Raw genomic sequence first — 15,527 nt, 5'->3', positions numbered from 1 at the left:
AACTGAATTTCCCAGTCCAACTTTTGGGGACCAGTTCAGCGGCGCGGTGGGACATGCCCATTGTTCGATCCCTCAAGTTCCGGACATGCCCGTTCCGCGGCCGCCCAGTTGAGCATGCTCATTCTTCGTTACGGGGCTGGACGGACATGTCCATCCTTGGACGCAGGGGATGGGCAAAATGCCGTTATGTCCATCGCTGGGCGTGGAGACTGGGCATGTCCGGTGGAGTGTTGGTCCGGGACGGAGCATGTCCGTTGCTGGGCGTGAAGACTGGGCATGTCCGTTGGAACCGTGGACTCGGGCAACCCCGGCGCAGGCCTAGATTCGGGGATGGGCATGTCCCTCTGAAGCTGGCGCGGGGGAGACCCCGAGGCTCAGGTCCGGGCGGTCAGGGTGAGCAGCACGGCCTCGGGCTTGCAGGCGATCCGGACGGGGGCGAAGCGCGAGGTGCCGATGCCGCCGGAGACGTTCACCGGCGTCGTACGGCCCTTGCTCTCCCAGTCGTGCAGGCCCTTGGCCCGCCAGGTGGGCAGGTCGCAGTTGGACACCAGCGCACCGTACCCGGGGACGCAGATCTGCCCGCCGTGGGTGTGCCCGGCCAGCAGCAGGTCCGCGGCGTCCCCGGTGAAATGGTCCAGCACGCGCTGGTAGGGGGCGTGCACGACGGCGACCCGCAGGTGCGGCTTCGCATCCTGGCCCCTGGTGCCGCGGGGCCAGCCGGCATAGCGTTCGAGGCCCAGATGCGGATCGTCGACTCCGGAGAAGTCGACGCGCAGGCCCTTGAGCACCAGCGACTGGCAGCGGTTGGTCAGGTCAACCCAGCCGCCCATGCCGAAACCGGCCCGCAGCCTCGGCCAGTCCAGTTCCGTGGCCTTCTTCGGACGCGAGGAGGGGCCAAGAAAGTACGTCGCCGGGTTCTTGAAGCGGGGGGCGTAGTAGTCGTTGGACCCGGGCACGAAGACGCCGGGGAACTCCATCAGCGGCCGCAGGGCCTCCAGCAAAGGCCCGACCGCATTGGGATGGCTGAGGTTGTCCCCGGTGTTGACCACCAGGTCCGGTTCCAGTCCTGCGAGGGACGCGAGCCAGGCGGCCTTGCGGCGCTGGCCCGGTACGAAGTGGATGTCGCTGAGGTGCAGCACGCGCAGTGGGCCGTAGCCGGGCGGCAGGATCGGGAGGGTTTCCTCCCGCAGGACGAATTGGTTCTTCTCCCACAGCCCGTAGCCGGTGGCCGAGGCACCCGCAACGGCTCCTAGGGCGGCGGTTACGGCAAAGCCGCGCCCGATGCTTCGGGCGCGGCTTGCCAGTTCGTTGAGGGCGGCCATCTCTAGGGACCGTTACCCTTCTTGGTGTCCGTCGGCACCGGGCTGGGCGCAGGCGCCTGGGTCGGCGCCGTCGTCGGGGCAGGGGCCGGGGCGGGAGCCGGTGCAACGGGGGCGGTAACCATGTTCGACGGCGGTGCCGGGAACGGGTCGGTACCGTACGCCGGGGCAATCTGGGCCATGAAGTTCGAGAACTGCGGACCGGCGATCATGTAACCGTCGATGCCCTTGTAGAACTGGCCGTTGATCGTGATGTTCTGGCCCGGACGCTGCTGGTTGAGCAGCGGGTCACCGAACCAGGAGGCCGTTGCCAGGCCGCGGGTGTGCCCGACCACCCAGGTGGAGCCGTTGTTGTTCGAGGTACCGGTCTTCGCCGCGATCGGGAAGTTGGTGCGGGTGGAGATCCGCGGTTTGATCAGGGCGCCCGAACCGCGGTTCAGGACCTCCTGCAGCGCGTAATTGACGCCCCTGGCGACCTCGGGCTTAATAGCGTCCCGGCAGTTGGTGGCCTGGGCCGGCAACTGGGCGCCGTTCTGGTCCGTGACCGAGGTGATGGCGATCGGCTCGCAGTATTTGCCGTCGTTGGCGAAGGTCGCGAAGGCGCTGGCCATGGACAGCGGCGAGGTCTGGGTGGAGCCCAGCAGGTTGGCCGTGGTGAACATGTCGATCTTCGGCGTCGGCTCGGTGATCTTGCCGTCCTTGTCCACGGCAGGGAGGCCGGAATGCAGCCCCACGGAGTCAACGATTTTCTGGATGCCGCAGAAGTCCAGCTGGGCCGCGGAGGCGAAGGTGATGGTGTTGATGGAGTTGTAGAGGCCCTCGAGGACGGTCAGGGGCCGGTACCAGCTCTCCTCGGCGTTCTGCAGGTCTTCCGCCGCGCCGAGGTCCTTTTCGGCGGTGTTGTAGGCGCCGGTGGTCACGCCGCAGGAGTTCCGCCATTTGAAGTTCAGCGGGTACTTCCGCACGGCGCCGTTAAGCACCTGGTTCATCGACTTGCCCTCGTTGAGCCATTCGGCGAACGTGAACGGCTTCATGGTCGAGCCCGGCTGCGCGCCGCCGAGGCCGTTGAGGTCGTTGCCCTTCGCGTCGAGTTTGTCGACGTTGAAGTTCAGGTTCGTGTCGAACTTTGCCTCGGCGGGGAACCACACGGTGTTTTGGGCCATGTTGATGATCTTGCCGGTGCCTGGCTGGACCGAGACCAGGGCGGCGCCCCATTTGTCCGGGTTCGCTCCGGCAGAGGCATCCACCTGGGCCTGGGCGGCGGCCTGGGCGTTGGGGTCCAGCGTGGTCTTGATGGTCAGGCCGCCGCGGAAGATCTTCCGGTTGCGGGTCTCGGCGTCGGCGCCGTAGGCCGGGTTGTTCAGCAGCAGGTGCAGCACGTAGTCGCAGAAGTAAGGCGCCGTGGAGGCGTACGCGCAGCCCTGTTTGGCCTGGCTGACCTTGGTTTCCACCGGGGCGGCGACGGCGGCGTCGTACTCCGGCTGCTTGATCTTCTTCTGCGTCAGCATCGCCTTCAGCACCAGGTCGCGGCGCACCTTGGCGTTGTCCGGGTGGGCGACCGGGTCGTAGAAGGACGGGCTGTTCACCAGGCCGGCCAACAGCGCGGCCTGCGGCAGGGTCAGGTCCTTGGCGGAGGTGCTGAAGAAGAGCTTTGACGCGGCTTCAATGCCGTAGGCGTCGCGGTTGAAGAAGACAATGTTCAGGTAGCCCTCAAGGATCTGCTCCTTGGTGAACTTCTTCTCCAGGGCGATGGCGAGCTTCATCTCGCGGAGCTTGTCCCCGACGCCCTTGTTGACACCGTTGAGCAGGACCTGGTCACCCTTGCCCTCGGACTCCAGCGACGAGTTGATGACGTTGTTGACGTACTGCTGCGTGATGGTGGACGCGCCCTGCTTGTTGCCGCGGGCGGTGCTGACGAGGGCTCGCAGGATGCCGGTGGTGTCCACGCCGCCGTGCTCGTAAAAGCGGCTGTCTTCGATGGCGACGACCGCGTCCTTGATGAACGGCGACATCTTGTCCAGCGACACCCGGGTACGGTTTTCCGAGAAGAGGCTGGCGATCACGCTGCCGTCGGCAGCGAGGATGTTGGTGGACTGGCTCGGGGGATCGACCTGGAGCTCGGCCGGGAGGGCTTCAAAGAACTTGATCGACCCGCTGGCGGTGTTGCCCGAGAGGGCAGCCGCGGGAACCAGCAGCCCCGCCACGAGCACACCACAAATGGCGCTCACGCCCAGGAAAAGAATGATCTTTCCCAGGGTGGTGGCCGTGTCGAATAAAGGGTTCTTACCAGTCGCCATGTTTTCCACTTTACCGGCAAGGACTAGGCTTTACTTCATGACCAAATGGGAGTACGCCACGATTCCGCTCATTATCCACGCGACCAAGCAGATCCTGGATCAGTGGGGCGACGACGGCTGGGAGCTTGTCCAGGTTGTTCCGGGCCCCGATGGGAACGGCCTGGTTGCCTACTTGAAGCGGGAGAAGCAGTAGCCATGAGCACCCCTCAAGCGGCCGCCCCGGCCGCCGGCGCAGGCTCCACCAACAGCCCCGCCAACAGCGCCGAAACAGCCCCGGCCGGCACCGAAAACGCCGCGCGCACCGGCGCGTCGTCCGCCGTCGAACAGCGGCTCGCCGAGCTGGGACTCACGCTTCCCGCCGTGGCGGCCCCGGTGGCCGCGTATGTCCCCGCCGTCATCTCCGGCAACCACGTCTACACCTCCGGCCAGTTGCCGTTCATCGACGGCAAGCTCGAAGCCACCGGCAAGGTCTCCTCCGGGACCGAGGGCACCTCGGATGAACCGACCGTGGCCCCGGAGGCCGCGAAGCGCTACGCCGAGGTCTGCGCCGTCAACGCCCTGGCGGCCGTGAAAAGCGTGATCGGCGACCTCGACCGCATCACGCGGATCGTCAAGGTCGTCGGTTTCGTCGCCTCCGACCCCTCCTTCACCGGCCAGCCCGGTGTCATCAACGGCGCGTCCGAGTTGCTGGGCAACGTCCTCGGCGACGCCGGCCAGCACGCACGTTCCGCCGTCGGCGTTGCCGTTCTGCCGCTCGACTCCCCGGTCGAGGTCGAACTGATCGCCGAATTCGCCTAGAAGGCCGGTCCTTTCCCTTGCCGCATTTAGCACGACGCCTGTTCGTCCTCCCCCCGGATCTTGAGGGGGCAGCCCGCAGTTGGCTTGAACACGGCGAGCGGACCCCCCGCGCGCCCCGCTATGCCTCCTCCGTTGTCCTGCTCCGGGACTCGCCCACCGGCCTGGAGACCTGGCTGGGGTACCGGCCGGGTACCTCGCCGCTGGGCGTGCTCGCCTTTCCGGGCGGCTCGCTGGAAGCGTCCGACGACGACGCCGTCGGCTGGCTTGGGCCCCCGCCGCAGTTCTGGGCCGAGAAGATGGGGACGCCCGACGTCGGGCTGGCCCGCCGCCACGTCGTGGGGGCGATTCGCGAGCTGTTCGAGGAGACCGGCATCCTGCTGGCCGGACCGGACCTGTCCACCACGGTGGAGGGAACCTCCTCGGCCGAGTGGATGCGCGCCCGGGAAGCGGTGGCCGAGCAGGAGAAATCCTTCACCGATGTACTGGCCAAGCGCGGACTTTCGGTGCGGACCGACCTGCTGAAACCGCTGGTGAACTGGCTCAGCCCGGACTTCTCACACCGCCGCTTCAATACCCGGTACTTTGCCGCGACCGTCCCGATGAACCAGCAGCCCTCGCTTCTGGCCAGCAAGGGCGTGTGGGGGCGCTGGGTCTGCGTCCGCAAGGTCATCGCCGAACGTGACAGCACCGCCCTCGGCGACGAGGTGGGCCAGCCGAATACCGTGGGCCTGAAGCTGGGCCAGCTCCTGGTCCCGGGCTCGGAGATCATGCTGGAGAAGATGGCGGCCGCGAACGGCTGCATCGCCTACCTCAGCTACAAGCGCACGGCGCACGCCTACCAGCCGACCCTCGTGGAGGAGGACGGCACACTGATGCTTGAGGTCGAGGCGGCCAAGACCGTGGCCGGGGAACCCCAGCGGGAGCGGTAGGAAGCCTGCCGGGCCTGTGCGGTAGGCCTGCGGGCATGGGCAATGGACATGCCCGTTGGGTCGGGCAGGCGTTGCTGGGCATGCCCATCGGTCGGGCTGGGGAATGGACATGCCCGTCGGGGCCGGAACTCGTTGCCGGACATGCTCATCGTTCGGGCTGAGCAATGGACATAGTGGGTGTATGTCCATTCCTGGCGTGCAGGGATGAGCATGCCCGTCGGGGCGGACGCGCGTTGTTGGGCATGCTCATCGTTCGGGCTGGGCAAATGGGCATGCCCGTTGGGGCCGGAACTCGTTGTTGGGCATGCTCATCGTTCGGGCTGGGCAATGGACATAGCGGGTATATGTCCATTCCTGGCGTGCAGAGATGAGCATGTCCGTTGGTAGCCGCCGCGAAAACCACTGAGGGCCGGCCCGTTGTCGCGGGCCGGCCCTCAGTGTTTAGCGAACGTTGCGCGGAACGCCTAGCGGGAACGCTGGCGCAGGCGCTGCATGTCGAGGATGACGACGGCGCGGGCTTCCAGGCGCAGCCAGCCGCGCTGGACGAATTCGGCGAGGGCCTTGTTGACGGTTTCGCGGGAGGCGCCGACCAGCTGGGCCAGTTCTTCCTGGGTGAGCTCGTGGGCCACCAGGACGCCGTCGGTCGCGGGACGGCCGAAGCGGTCCGCCAGGTCCAGCAGGGCCTTGGCGACGCGGCCCGGGACGTCGGAGAAGACGAGGTCGGAGAGCGAATCGTTGGTGCGGCGCAGGCGGCGGGCCAGGGCCTGCAGCAGCTGGGCGGAAACCTCCGGGCGGGTGCGCAGCAGGGCGTTGAGGCTCTCGTTCTTCAGCCCGGCCAGGCGGGTTTCGGACACGGCCGTGGCCGTGGCAGTGCGCGGGCTCGGGTCAAACAGCGCCATTTCGCCGAAGAGTTCGCCCGGGCCGAGGATGGCGAGGAGGGACTCACGCCCGTCGGGGGAGGTGCGGCCGAGCTTTACCTTGCCGGAGACGATGAAGTAGAGCTGGTCACCCTGGTCGCCTTCCCGGAAAACCGAGGCTCCGCGTGAGAGGTCCACCTCGGTGAGTTCGTCCGTCAGCAGACGGAACGCCTCGTCGTCGAGCGTGGCGAAAAGGGGTGCGCGGCGCAATACCTCGATATCCATGAAATCTCCTGACTTACTGTGTCGGCTGGGGGCGCTTCAGCCATTGTTTCAGAATTTTGTGGCTTCTGTGACGTACTTGGCACCGAAACACGCGAAACGGCGCCGGAGTGCGCGCCGGAGTGCGCGCCCGGGCCGCCGGCGCGCAGCCCCCCGGCCAGCCGGTGTGCACCCGGGCGCGGGACCGTCAGGTCCGGCCGCCGCCGGCCGACAAAGTGTCGGTGCGCGCCGGTAGAATAGTGGCCTAGACGTTTCTAAGGAGCCCCCGGTGTACGGCTTGACCATTTTGGACCTGGCGTTGATCCTCACGCTCCTGTCCTACCTGATCTACGGCTTCCGCAACGGCTTCCTGGTGACGCTGGGCGGCATCGCAGGGTTCGCGGCCGGGGCGGTGGCTGCTTTTGTGTCGGTGCCGATTGTCAGCGACCTCGTCGACGACCCGTCCTGGCGCCTGACCGCGATCATCGCCACGGCCGTGCTGCTGATGATGCTCGGGCACGGGCTGGGCACCATGATCGGACGGCGCATCCGCAGCGTCGTCAAGATCAGCCCGCTCCGGCTGGCCGACCGGGTGGTGGGCGGCGGCGTCAACGTGGCCGTGTCCGCCCTCGTGATGTCCATGCTGGCGTTCAGCATCAGCGCCCTGGGCGTTCCCTTTGTGTCCCAGCAGCTTGCCGACTCCAAGGTGATCGGGTTTATCGACGGCGTCACCCCCACCCCGCTGAAGACGTCCATGGCCCAGCTGCGGTCGGCCGTCATCGGCGACGGGATTCCGACCCTGTTCGAAGGCATCGGCGGCCAGCCCGTGCCGGTCCCCAACGCCAGCACCGACACCCCGGCACTGAACAAGGCGGCCGCGTCCGTCCTGAAGATCGCCGGAACCGCCTACCAGTGCGGACAGAACCAGACCGGAAGCGGCTTCGTTGTCTCGCCCGGCCGCGTGGTGACCAACGCCCACGTGGTGGCCGGCGTCCCCGAACCCGTGGTTGAAGTCCCCGGCGGCGGGGCCCTCCCCGGCCGGGTCGTCTACTTTGACAGCCGCCACGACCTGGCCGTGCTGGCCGTGGAGGGTCTGCCCTCCGCGCCGCTGCCGCTGGGGCCAAATCTCCCTTCAGGCAGCCCCGCAGCGTTCGCCGGCTATCCGCACGGCGGCCCGTTCCAGTCCAAGCCGGCCACCGTGCGGGATGTCGCGACCGTCCTGGTCCCGGACATCTACGGCAACAATGCCGCGGCCGAGGATGTCTACCGGCTCGCCGGCGACGTCCAGCCGGGGAACTCCGGCGGCCCGCTGCTGACCATGGACGGGCAGGTGTCCGGTGTGGTCTTCGCCAAGTCCACCTCGGAGGCCTCGCTCGGTTTCGCCATCACCATGAACGACCTCGGCCCCGTGGCCGCCCAGGCCCCTGGGCTGGGCGACGCCGTCTCACCCGGGCAGTGCATCAAGAAGTAGGCACCCAGCGCGCGGGGCTAAGTCAGCCGGCGCCCGCCTCGATCCACTCGAGGCCCTGGCCATGCGGTCCGGCAATGGCCACCGGCAGGCCGTCCTCCAGCAGCAGGAAGCGGCCGCCGAGCCGGGCGGCGTCCATTTCCGGAACCACGCTGGAGTCCGCCTGGACAATCACCGTGTGGCCCTCGTTGGAAATCCAGTGGCAGCCCCGGTCAGCGGCCAGCAGCGCCATGGTGTCCCGGAAGCGTTCGCGCCCGGCCGCGTCGAGGTAGGCCATCACCGCGCTGTGGAACACCACCAGGGCGGCGTCTGCCGGGGCCTGCCCGGCCAGGGCCATGAGCTGTTCGTTCAGCTCGCCGGCGACGAGCAGCGGCGGATCTGCCTGCGCGACGCCGATCGCCTGGCGCAGCCGCTCGCGGCGGAAGACCTGCTCCGGCCAGATTAGCGCCTCCAGCCAGGCGACGTCGTCGGGGTCTTTGATGTCGAGCGGATTCAGGTCGATGCCGGCGCGCCAAACGACCGCGGGCAGCCCGGTCGGCAGCGGAACGGGCCCGGTGGCGGCGCAGCGCAGGACCGGGTAGCTTCCGGCCGCGGCCCCGGCCGGCGCCAGGCGCGTCACGCCGCCGGGCCCGCCGTCGTACTCGTAGCCGTAGCGGTCCGGAAACAGCGCCAGGCCCGCCGAGGCGCCGACTTCGATCAGGGCCAGCGGACGGCCTTCCGCGGCGGCGATGCGGGCCAGCGACGGCAGCAGCGCGGCGCAGCGTCCGGCCTCGTTCGTCTGGGTGGACCGGGAGAGCACAATCCGGGAGACGTCGTCCCAGCGGGCGTCCAGGAAACTCCGGAACTCCCGGTAGGGGCCGATCCGGGCGCCGAGGAAGCGGGCGGCGGCCAGCATCAGCAGTGGCTGGCGCTTATTGTGCGGCCAGGCGTCGATCCGGCGGATCAGTTCGGGATCGTCCGCGATAGCCACCGACCACTCGGCATAGCAGGCGGAGTTTCCAGGGGCGTCGACGGTTCCAAAATGGCGGTACCAGTCCGCGGTCCCGGCAGGCTCCGCCGCGGGGGCCATGCTCAGTCCCGGCCCGCGTGCAGTTCGGCGAGGTATTCGACGGCGAAGCGGTACCCGAGGATGCCCGCCCCGGCAATCACCGCCTTGCTGACGTCCGAGAGGTAGGAGTGGTGCCGGAACGGTTCCCGGGCGTGCACGTTGGTGATGTGGACCTCGACGGCGGGCAGCTGCACGGCCGTGATCGCATCCCGGATCGCCACCGAGGTGTGCGTGTAGGCGCCGGCGTTCAGGACGATGCCCAGCGCCTTGCCGCGGGCGGCGTGAATGGCCTCCACCAGCGCGCCCTCGTGGTTGGACTGGAAGCATTCGACGTCGAGCCCGTGCGCCGCGCCGGCGTCCTTGGCGAGCTGTTCGACGTCGGCCAGTGTGGCCGTGCCGTACTTCTCGGGCTCGCGCGTACCCAGCAGGTTCAGGTTGGGTCCGTTGAGGACCAGGACGGTGCCGCGTCGGGCGACGGTATCCAAGGGGTTGGCTTCGCTCATGCCAGCCAATGTACCGCGGAACCCCGGTCTCTGGCCTGCACCTTGCCGGGAGCCTACTTCCTGAGCGACTGCGCGATCTGGGCCATCACGGTGTTGTCGGCCAGCGTGGTGGCGTCACCGACCTCGCGGCCCTCCGCGACGTCCTTGAGCAGGCGGCGCATGATCTTGCCGGAACGGGTCTTGGGCAGTTCCGGGACGATCAGGATGGTCTTGGGTTTGGCGATCGGACCGATTTCCTTGCCCACATGGTTGCGGAGCTCCTGGACCATCGCCTCGCCCGAGTCCACCGCGTCCCCGCGCAGGATGACGAACGCCACGACAGCCTGGCCGGTGGTCTCGTCCGCCGCGCCGACGACGGCGGCTTCCGCCACGGCCGGGTGGGACACGAGGGCGGATTCGATCTCGGCGGTGGAGAGCCGGTGGCCGGAGATGTTCATCACGTCGTCCACCCGGCCGAGCAGCCAGATGTCGCCGTCGTCGTCCTTCTTGGCGCCGTCGCCGGCGAAGTACATCGTCTCAAAGCGGGACCAGTAGGTTTCCTTGAACCGTTCCGGGTCGCCCCAGATGCCGCGCAGCATGGCCGGCCACGGCTCGCGGATCACGAGGTAGCCGCCGGCGCCGTTCGGCACGGACTCGCCGGCCTCGTCGACGACGTCAACGGCGATGCCCGGCAGCGGGACCTGGGCCGAGCCCGGCTTGGTTGCGGTGACGCCGGGCAGCGGGGCGATCATCTGCGCGCCGGTTTCGGTCTGCCACCAGGTGTCCACGATCGGGGCCGGGTTCTCCTTCGTTTCCCCGTGCGCGCCGGCGTTGGAGCCGATGACCTCCCGGTACCACATCCACGCCTCGGGGTTGATGGGCTCGCCCACCGAACCCAGCACGCGGATCGAGGACAGGTCCGACTTGGCCGGGATCTCCTTGCCCCACTTCATGAAGGTGCGGATCGCGGTGGGTGCGGTGTAGAGAATGGAGACCTTGTACTTCTCCACGATCTCCCACCAGCGGCCCTGGTGCGGGGAGTCGGGGGTGCCTTCGTACATCACCTGGGTGGCGCCGTTGATGAGCGGGGCGTAGGCGACGTAGGAGTGGCCGGTGATCCAGCCGACGTCGGCGGTGCACCAGTAGACATCCGTTTCCGGGTGCAGATCGAACACCGCCTTGTGGGTGTAGGCGCCCTGCGTGAGGTAGCCGCCGGTGGTGTGCAGGATGCCCTTGGGTTTGCCGGTGGTCCCGGAGGTGTACAGGATGAACAGCGGGTGTTCGGCGTCGTGGCCGACGGCGGTGTGTTCGGCGGACGCGGCCCCGACGGTGTCGGCCCACCAGTGGTCCCGGCCCTCGTGCCAGTCGACGTCCTGGCCGTTGCGCTTCACGACGACGACGTTCTGCACCGTGTGTCCGCTGCCGTCTCCCTCGTGGGCGAGGGCCTCGTCGACGGCCTGCTTGAGCGAGCTGGGCTTGCCGCGGCGGTAGGTGCCGTCGGCCGTGACCACAAGTTTGGCTTCGGCGTCGTCGATCCGGGACCGCAGCGCCTCGGCGGAGAAACCGCCGAACACCACCGAGTGGATGGCGCCGATCCGGGCGCAGGCCAGCAGCGTGATGACGGCCTCGGGGATCATCGGCAGGTAGACGGCGACGCGGTCGCCCTTGGCCACGCCGAGGGATTCGAACGCGTTGGCGGCCTTTTTGACCTCTTCGGTGAGCTGCGCGTAGGTGTAGGTTCGGGTGTCGCCGGGTTCGCCCTCGAAGTAGATGGCGACGCGGTCCCCGTTGCCGGCTTCGACGTGCCGGTCCAGGGCGTTGTACGCGGCGTTGATCTCGCCGCCGACGAACCATTTGGCGAACGGCGGGTTGGTCCAGTCCAGCGTCTGGGTGAAGTCCTTGCTCCAGCTCAGCAGGCTGCGGGCCTGCTTGGCCCAGAACGCCGGCCGGTCGGCGTCGGCCTCTGCGTAGTCGGCGGCGGTGACCACGGCGTTGGCGGCGAATTCGGCCGAGGGGGCGAACTTCCGGTTCTCCTGCGACAGGTTTTCGAAGGCGTCGCCCTGCCGGGGCGCCTGGGTTGTCGTGGAGCCTGGGGTCTGCTGGGACATGGTGAACCTCATCATTCATCGAGCCGTGCCGCACGGAACGTCCGTTGCACCGCAGTGCCCTGCCGCCTGCGCGGCATCGGGCATCGGCTGGTCACGGACGGGCCGCAAGAGCTGTTCCGAAATACACACTAACCCTTGGCACTGACCGAACGTGTGCCCCGTCACACAGGGAGCCGTGAGCGGTGTTTATTAAGCGCCGAATGGCGGCCGCGGGGCCGCGGCCGGCGCATCACCCTCTGGGGAAGCTCCAGCTGCCCGGCCGTCCCCTCCCGGATCGAAGCGACCGCCCCGGACCAGGTCAGCATCCAGATCGCACCGTCCCCGGGAAACCCGTGCACCGCGGACCTCGCGCCGACCTCACATGAGTTCAGTGTCCCCGCGGGGGCAGACACACTCCCGCTGACCATCACGCTCGTTTACGCGCAGGGCGAAAGGACCCACACGCTGGTGCTGGAGTGACGGCCAGTCAGCTAGTGATCGGTCCTGCTGTTGGCTAGGGTGAGATGGAGTTGTGACATCCGATGGGGGCGACAGGACCGCTGGCGGTCCTGTTTTTGCCTGCCGTTAGGCGGCACCGTCCAGGGTGCGGCCACGCTAAGGAGAACAGAATGAACGAGCAAAGCAACGGGCAGCTCAACGCGCCCTCCCCCAACGAAGCGACGGCCGGGCCCGCGCAGGCTGGCGGGCAGGCGGAACAGCCCCGCTTCACCGTGGACAAGCCGAACGCGAAGAACAACGAGGCCGTCCTGGGGCCCTTCACCGTCCGGGACCTCACCGTCTTCGGATCCACGCTGGTTCTCTTCATCGCCTCCCTGATCCCGATGTTCGCCATCCGGTACAACCTCTGGAACCTGGGCAGCCTCTTCTTTCTGGGCCTGGGGATCCTGCTGCCGTTGATCGTCGCGGCGCTCTTCGTGGCTCGCCGGGTCAGCCCGGGCACCAAAATCCGGATTGGCTCCCTCTCGGTCGACCAGTTCGGCTCCGTCGTGGCGTCGTTCAGCCTGGCCTTCTTCTTCCTGGCCGCCGCCGGCGCCTTTGTGCCCAGCATGCTGTTGGGCCTGCTGGGCGCCCTCGGACTCTTCACCGCCACCGTGCTGGCTCGGCTGATTCCGGTCTTCGCCGGCGACTTCCTGCACCGCGCCGAAACCCCGGCCCATGTGGTGGCCCGCGAAGCCGCCGAGCCCGTGCGCAAACCGCGCGCCCCCAAGGCGCCCAAGGCCCCGAAGGCCGCCGGCGAAGGCTCGGCCGCCAAGCAGGGAACCAGCCCGCTGGCAGGCTGGGCCAAGAAGCTTGTTCCGGGCAAGCAGGCCGGCGGGTCTGAGCGTGCGGCGCGCAGCCATGAAACCCCCGGAGCCTCGCCCGTTGCCGCCGCCGGCGCGGCCGGTGTTGCCGCCGCGGGTGCCGCCGCGGCTGGACATGGCCGCCCGGCCGCCGAAGAGCCGGCAACCCAGGCGCACGGCGTCGTACCCACGGCCTCCCCGACGCCTGCAGCCTCCCCGACGCCGGCGGCCGCCTACGCACCGCCTGCCGCCGAGCAGACCCAGGCTGCGGCAGCGCCGGTCGCCCCCGAAGCGCAGGGAGGGCCGGCCGCGCCGGCCGAACAGCGCGCCGGACTGGACGAGACCCAGGCCGCCGCGGTCCCGGCAGCGGCAGTGCCAGCCGCCGCAGGCCACGAGGCGCCCACCGCGCTCACGCCCCAGGTCCGTTCGCAGGAACCGATCGGCGCTACGGTGGATCCGGCGAGCCGGCGCGCGGCCGAGGCCCAGCAGCCCGCCTATGAGGCGTTCTGGTTCGCCGTCGCCCAGCCCCGCACCGCCGTCGACGAGCACACCGGAGCGCCGGCGTTCGTCGTCGAGCCCGGGGGCTGGGTCCTCGCCCTCGAAGACCGCGGCCACGAGTTCCTGGTCCAGCACACGGACGGCCGCGTCGGGGTGCTGCGGGACCTGAGCAACATCGAACGCGGCTAGCCGGACCATGGCCACCAAACCCGGCAGCGCCGCGCGGCACGGCGGCGCGGGGCTGCCCGGCGCTGTGTTAGCCGGCGCGAAATCCCGCCGGACCCGGGCATCCGGGGAGACGCTGCTGGGGCTCAAACGCCGTGCCCGCCGGATCAACAAGGCGCTGGCCGAGCAGTACCCATACGCGCATGCGGAGCTGGACTTCCGTAGCCCGTTCGAGCTGGTAGTGGCCACCGTGCTCTCGGCCCAGACCACCGACGTGCTGGTCAACCAGATCACGCCGGCCCTGTTTGCCCGGTACCCGGATGCCCGCAGCATAGCCGAGGCCGAGCCCGCCGAGCTCGAAGCCATCATCAAACCCACCGGGTTCTTCCGGGCCAAGGCGCGGAACCTGATGGCGCTGTGCACCAAGCTGGTGGACGACTTCGACGGCGAGGTGCCCGGCCGGCTGGAAGACCTGGTGAAGCTGCCCGGCGTCGGCCGTAAGACCGCAAACGTCGTCCTGGGCAACGCGTTCGGCGTCCCGGGACTCACGGTCGACACGCACTTCGGCCGGCTGGCCCGCCGCTTCGGCTGGACGGAGTCGGACGACCCCGTCCGGATCGAGTCCGACGTCGCCGAGCTGTTTGAGCCCAGGGACTGGACCATGCTCTCGCACCGCGTGGTCTTCCACGGCCGGCGCGTCTGCCATTCCCGGAAGCCGGCCTGCGGCGCCTGCGCGGTGGCGAACTGGTGCCCCAGCTATGGCGAGGGCGAGACGGATCCGGAGAAGGCGAAAAAGCTGCTGAAATACGAGCTGGCCCCGGGCCAGGAGGAACTGCTGGCGAAGCTGCTGGCGGAAACCCACCGGGCCGCCGAAATCCGGATGGAATCCCAGCGGAGGCCGCGGTGACGGCCCGCCAGGATCTTGTTGACCTCGTGGCCGCGGTAGAGGCCGGAACGGCGCCGTCTCCTGATCCGCGCTGGCGCGAGCTGGCCGTGGAGCCGGGCGAACGGGTGCGCCGCGCGGCCGTGCTGATGCTGTTCGGATCCCTGGACGATGTCCCGGCGACCTCGGTGAAGCTGCTGGCGCCGGCGGACCTGGACGTGCTGCTGCTCCAGCGCGCGCAGACCCTGGATGACCATCCCGGGCAGGTCGCCTTTCCCGGCGGCGGCATCGACCCCGGCGAAACCGTTATCGAGGCCGCCCTGCGTGAGGCAGAGGAGGAAACTGGCCTGGACCCGCGCGGTGTGGACGTCCTGGGCGTCATGCCCGAACTGGCGCTGCCGCGCGGGAACTTCCTCGTTACCCCTGTCCTGGGCTGGTGGGCGTCGCAGTCGCCCGTCCGGGTGGTCGACTACGGCGAATCCGCCCAGGTGTTCCGGGTGCCGGTCCGGGACCTGCTCGACCCCGACAACCGCGTTATGGCGACCGTCAGCCGGGCCGGCCAGACGTTCCAGAGCCCGGCGTTCACCGTCAACGGCGTGGTGGTGTGGGGCTTCACCGGGATGATCCTCAACCAGTTGTTCGACCAGCTGGGCTGGTCCGTCCCCTGGGACCGCACCCGCCTCCACGGCATCGACATCTAGCGGTACTCACGCGGCGGGTTGTCGACCCTGCGGGTGCCGTGTGTCAGCGCGATGTTACGAGCGGTCCGGGCCTCGCGGCGCCCCGCCGGGACGGTGTGGCGGCCGGTTTGGCGGCCGGCTTCGAGGGTGCGGCCGGTCTGCCGGGCGCCTCTCCGGCGGAGTGGTCCACGACCAGCCCGGTGGCGGCGTTCTCCCGCACCGCGGTGATGCCCGCGGCCGCCCCCTTGATGGTGCTGAAAAGGGGTGAAACGGCAACTACTGTCCCGTCCGGTGCTGTCAGCCTGAAAAAGTACGACTCTTCTCCGGCCGCTGCAATCTCGAATACGCCAGCCACTCTGCTGCCTCCCCGGTTCCCTGCCTCATTGCTTTGCACCGGCGGATCATTCGGGATCGGCGCCGGCCTTTTTTGAGCGTAACGGGGCTCACAGAGCGG

15 protein-coding genes are annotated in these 15,527 nt (G+C 68.7%); 8 read left to right on the top strand and 7 right to left on the bottom strand.

Features of this window, described 5'->3' with window-relative positions:
* Window positions 1-374: 374 nt before the first annotated feature.
* Both ABLI39_RS05745 and ABLI39_RS05740 read right to left on the bottom strand, forming a co-directional pair.
* A complete protein-coding gene (locus tag ABLI39_RS05745; RefSeq protein WP_349412461.1) occupies window positions 375-1,322 on the bottom strand; it encodes a metallophosphoesterase in 948 nt (315 codons plus the stop codon).
* Window positions 1,323-1,324: 2 nt separating this feature from the next.
* Complete coding sequence (locus ABLI39_RS05740; RefSeq protein ID WP_349412460.1) at window positions 1,325-3,616, bottom strand: transglycosylase domain-containing protein; 2,292 nt, start codon at window positions 3,614-3,616, stop codon at window positions 1,325-1,327.
* Window positions 3,617-3,653: 37 nt separating this feature from the next.
* Between ABLI39_RS05740 and sp36 the strand changes: the two genes are divergently transcribed.
* Genes sp36 through ABLI39_RS05725 form a run of 3 tightly spaced genes read left to right on the top strand, consistent with a single transcriptional unit; the run spans window position 3,654 to window position 5,343 of the window.
* Window positions 3,654-3,809, top strand: coding sequence for a Sp36 family protein (gene sp36 / locus ABLI39_RS05735; RefSeq protein WP_003797879.1), 156 nt, complete (start codon window positions 3,654-3,656; stop codon window positions 3,807-3,809).
* Window positions 3,810-3,811: 2 nt separating this feature from the next.
* Entirely contained in the window at window positions 3,812-4,414 is a 603-nt protein-coding gene (locus ABLI39_RS05730) for a RidA family protein (RefSeq protein WP_349412459.1), read from the top strand.
* Window positions 4,415-4,431: 17 nt separating this feature from the next.
* On the top strand, window positions 4,432-5,343 hold the full coding sequence (locus ABLI39_RS05725; protein ID WP_349412458.1) for an NUDIX hydrolase: 912 nt from the start codon (window positions 4,432-4,434) through the stop codon (window positions 5,341-5,343).
* 464 nt (window positions 5,344-5,807) lie between these two features.
* On the opposite strand, the gene ABLI39_RS05720 is transcribed toward ABLI39_RS05725, so the two are convergent.
* A complete protein-coding gene (locus ABLI39_RS05720) occupies window positions 5,808-6,485 on the bottom strand; it encodes a Crp/Fnr family transcriptional regulator (protein ID WP_011693220.1) in 678 nt (225 codons plus the stop codon).
* Window positions 6,486-6,750: 265 nt separating this feature from the next.
* On the opposite strand from ABLI39_RS05720, the gene ABLI39_RS05715 reads away from it, so the two are divergent.
* Window positions 6,751-7,932, top strand: a complete 1,182-nt coding sequence (locus tag ABLI39_RS05715) for a MarP family serine protease (protein WP_349412457.1) — start codon at window positions 6,751-6,753, stop codon at window positions 7,930-7,932.
* Window positions 7,933-7,954: 22 nt separating this feature from the next.
* Here the strand turns inward: ABLI39_RS05715 and ABLI39_RS05710 are convergent, their stop codons facing one another.
* The 3 genes from ABLI39_RS05710 to acs are packed head-to-tail and all read right to left on the bottom strand — an operon-like array spanning window position 7,955 to window position 11,567.
* Window positions 7,955-8,998 carry a DUF2332 domain-containing protein gene (locus ABLI39_RS05710; RefSeq protein WP_349412456.1) on the bottom strand — a complete coding sequence of 348 codons (1,044 nt, stop codon included), beginning with the start codon at window positions 8,996-8,998 and terminating at the stop codon, window positions 7,955-7,957.
* A 2-nt stretch (window positions 8,999-9,000) separates the two neighbouring features.
* Entirely contained in the window at window positions 9,001-9,480 is a 480-nt protein-coding gene (aroQ, locus tag ABLI39_RS05705) for a type II 3-dehydroquinate dehydratase (protein WP_349412455.1), read from the bottom strand.
* Window positions 9,481-9,533: 53 nt separating this feature from the next.
* On the bottom strand, window positions 9,534-11,567 hold the full coding sequence (acs, locus tag ABLI39_RS05700; RefSeq protein WP_349412453.1) for an acetate--CoA ligase: 2,034 nt from the start codon (window positions 11,565-11,567) through the stop codon (window positions 9,534-9,536).
* 135 nt (window positions 11,568-11,702) lie between these two features.
* On the opposite strand from acs, the gene ABLI39_RS05695 reads away from it, so the two are divergent.
* From ABLI39_RS05695 to ABLI39_RS05680, 4 genes are all read left to right on the top strand, one after another.
* Complete coding sequence (locus tag ABLI39_RS05695) at window positions 11,703-12,026, top strand: hypothetical protein (protein WP_349412452.1); 324 nt, start codon at window positions 11,703-11,705, stop codon at window positions 12,024-12,026.
* Between the two features lie 149 nt (window positions 12,027-12,175).
* A complete protein-coding gene (locus ABLI39_RS05690) occupies window positions 12,176-13,534 on the top strand; it encodes a hypothetical protein (protein WP_349412451.1) in 1,359 nt (452 codons plus the stop codon).
* Between the two features lie 7 nt (window positions 13,535-13,541).
* Window positions 13,542-14,417 (top strand): endonuclease III, encoded by an 876-nt coding sequence (gene nth, locus ABLI39_RS05685; RefSeq protein WP_349412450.1) that lies wholly within the window; start codon window positions 13,542-13,544, stop codon window positions 14,415-14,417.
* On the top strand, window positions 14,414-15,094 hold the full coding sequence (locus ABLI39_RS05680; protein ID WP_349412449.1) for an NUDIX hydrolase: 681 nt from the start codon (window positions 14,414-14,416) through the stop codon (window positions 15,092-15,094). The genes nth and ABLI39_RS05680 overlap by 4 nt, the downstream gene beginning before the upstream one ends.
* Before the next feature lie 43 nt (window positions 15,095-15,137).
* Here the strand turns inward: ABLI39_RS05680 and ABLI39_RS05675 are convergent, their stop codons facing one another.
* Entirely contained in the window at window positions 15,138-15,428 is a 291-nt protein-coding gene (locus ABLI39_RS05675) for a YegP family protein (RefSeq protein ID WP_349412448.1), read from the bottom strand.
* Window positions 15,429-15,527 lie beyond the last annotated feature (99 nt).

This window comes from Pseudarthrobacter sp. B907 (assembly GCF_040137805.1).
Lineage (GTDB): Bacteria > Actinomycetota > Actinomycetes > Actinomycetales > Micrococcaceae > Arthrobacter.
The sequence above is the reverse complement of the archived record's forward strand: the minus strand, read 5'-3'. Positions and strand labels throughout refer to the sequence as shown.

What these genes read in the sequence shown, in the direction of transcription:
- ABLI39_RS05690 (WP_349412451.1), top strand. Translation starts at nt 12,176, where the DNA reads ATGAACGAGCAAAGCAACGGGCAGCTCAACGCGCCCTCCCCCAACGAA.
- ABLI39_RS05720 (WP_011693220.1), bottom strand. Translation starts at nt 6,485, where the DNA reads ATGGATATCGAGGTATTGCGCCGCGCACCCCTTTTCGCCACGCTCGAC.
- aroQ (WP_349412455.1), bottom strand. Translation starts at nt 9,480, where the DNA reads ATGAGCGAAGCCAACCCCTTGGATACCGTCGCCCGACGCGGCACCGTC.
- ABLI39_RS05730 (WP_349412459.1), top strand. Translation starts at nt 3,812, where the DNA reads ATGAGCACCCCTCAAGCGGCCGCCCCGGCCGCCGGCGCAGGCTCCACC.
- nth (WP_349412450.1), top strand. Translation starts at nt 13,542, where the DNA reads ATGGCCACCAAACCCGGCAGCGCCGCGCGGCACGGCGGCGCGGGGCTG.
- ABLI39_RS05710 (WP_349412456.1), bottom strand. Translation starts at nt 8,998, where the DNA reads ATGGCCCCCGCGGCGGAGCCTGCCGGGACCGCGGACTGGTACCGCCAT.
- ABLI39_RS05740 (WP_349412460.1), bottom strand. Translation starts at nt 3,616, where the DNA reads ATGGCGACTGGTAAGAACCCTTTATTCGACACGGCCACCACCCTGGGA.
- sp36 (WP_003797879.1), top strand. Translation starts at nt 3,654, where the DNA reads ATGACCAAATGGGAGTACGCCACGATTCCGCTCATTATCCACGCGACC.
- acs (WP_349412453.1), bottom strand. Translation starts at nt 11,567, where the DNA reads ATGTCCCAGCAGACCCCAGGCTCCACGACAACCCAGGCGCCCCGGCAG.
- ABLI39_RS05745 (WP_349412461.1), bottom strand. Translation starts at nt 1,322, where the DNA reads ATGGCCGCCCTCAACGAACTGGCAAGCCGCGCCCGAAGCATCGGGCGC.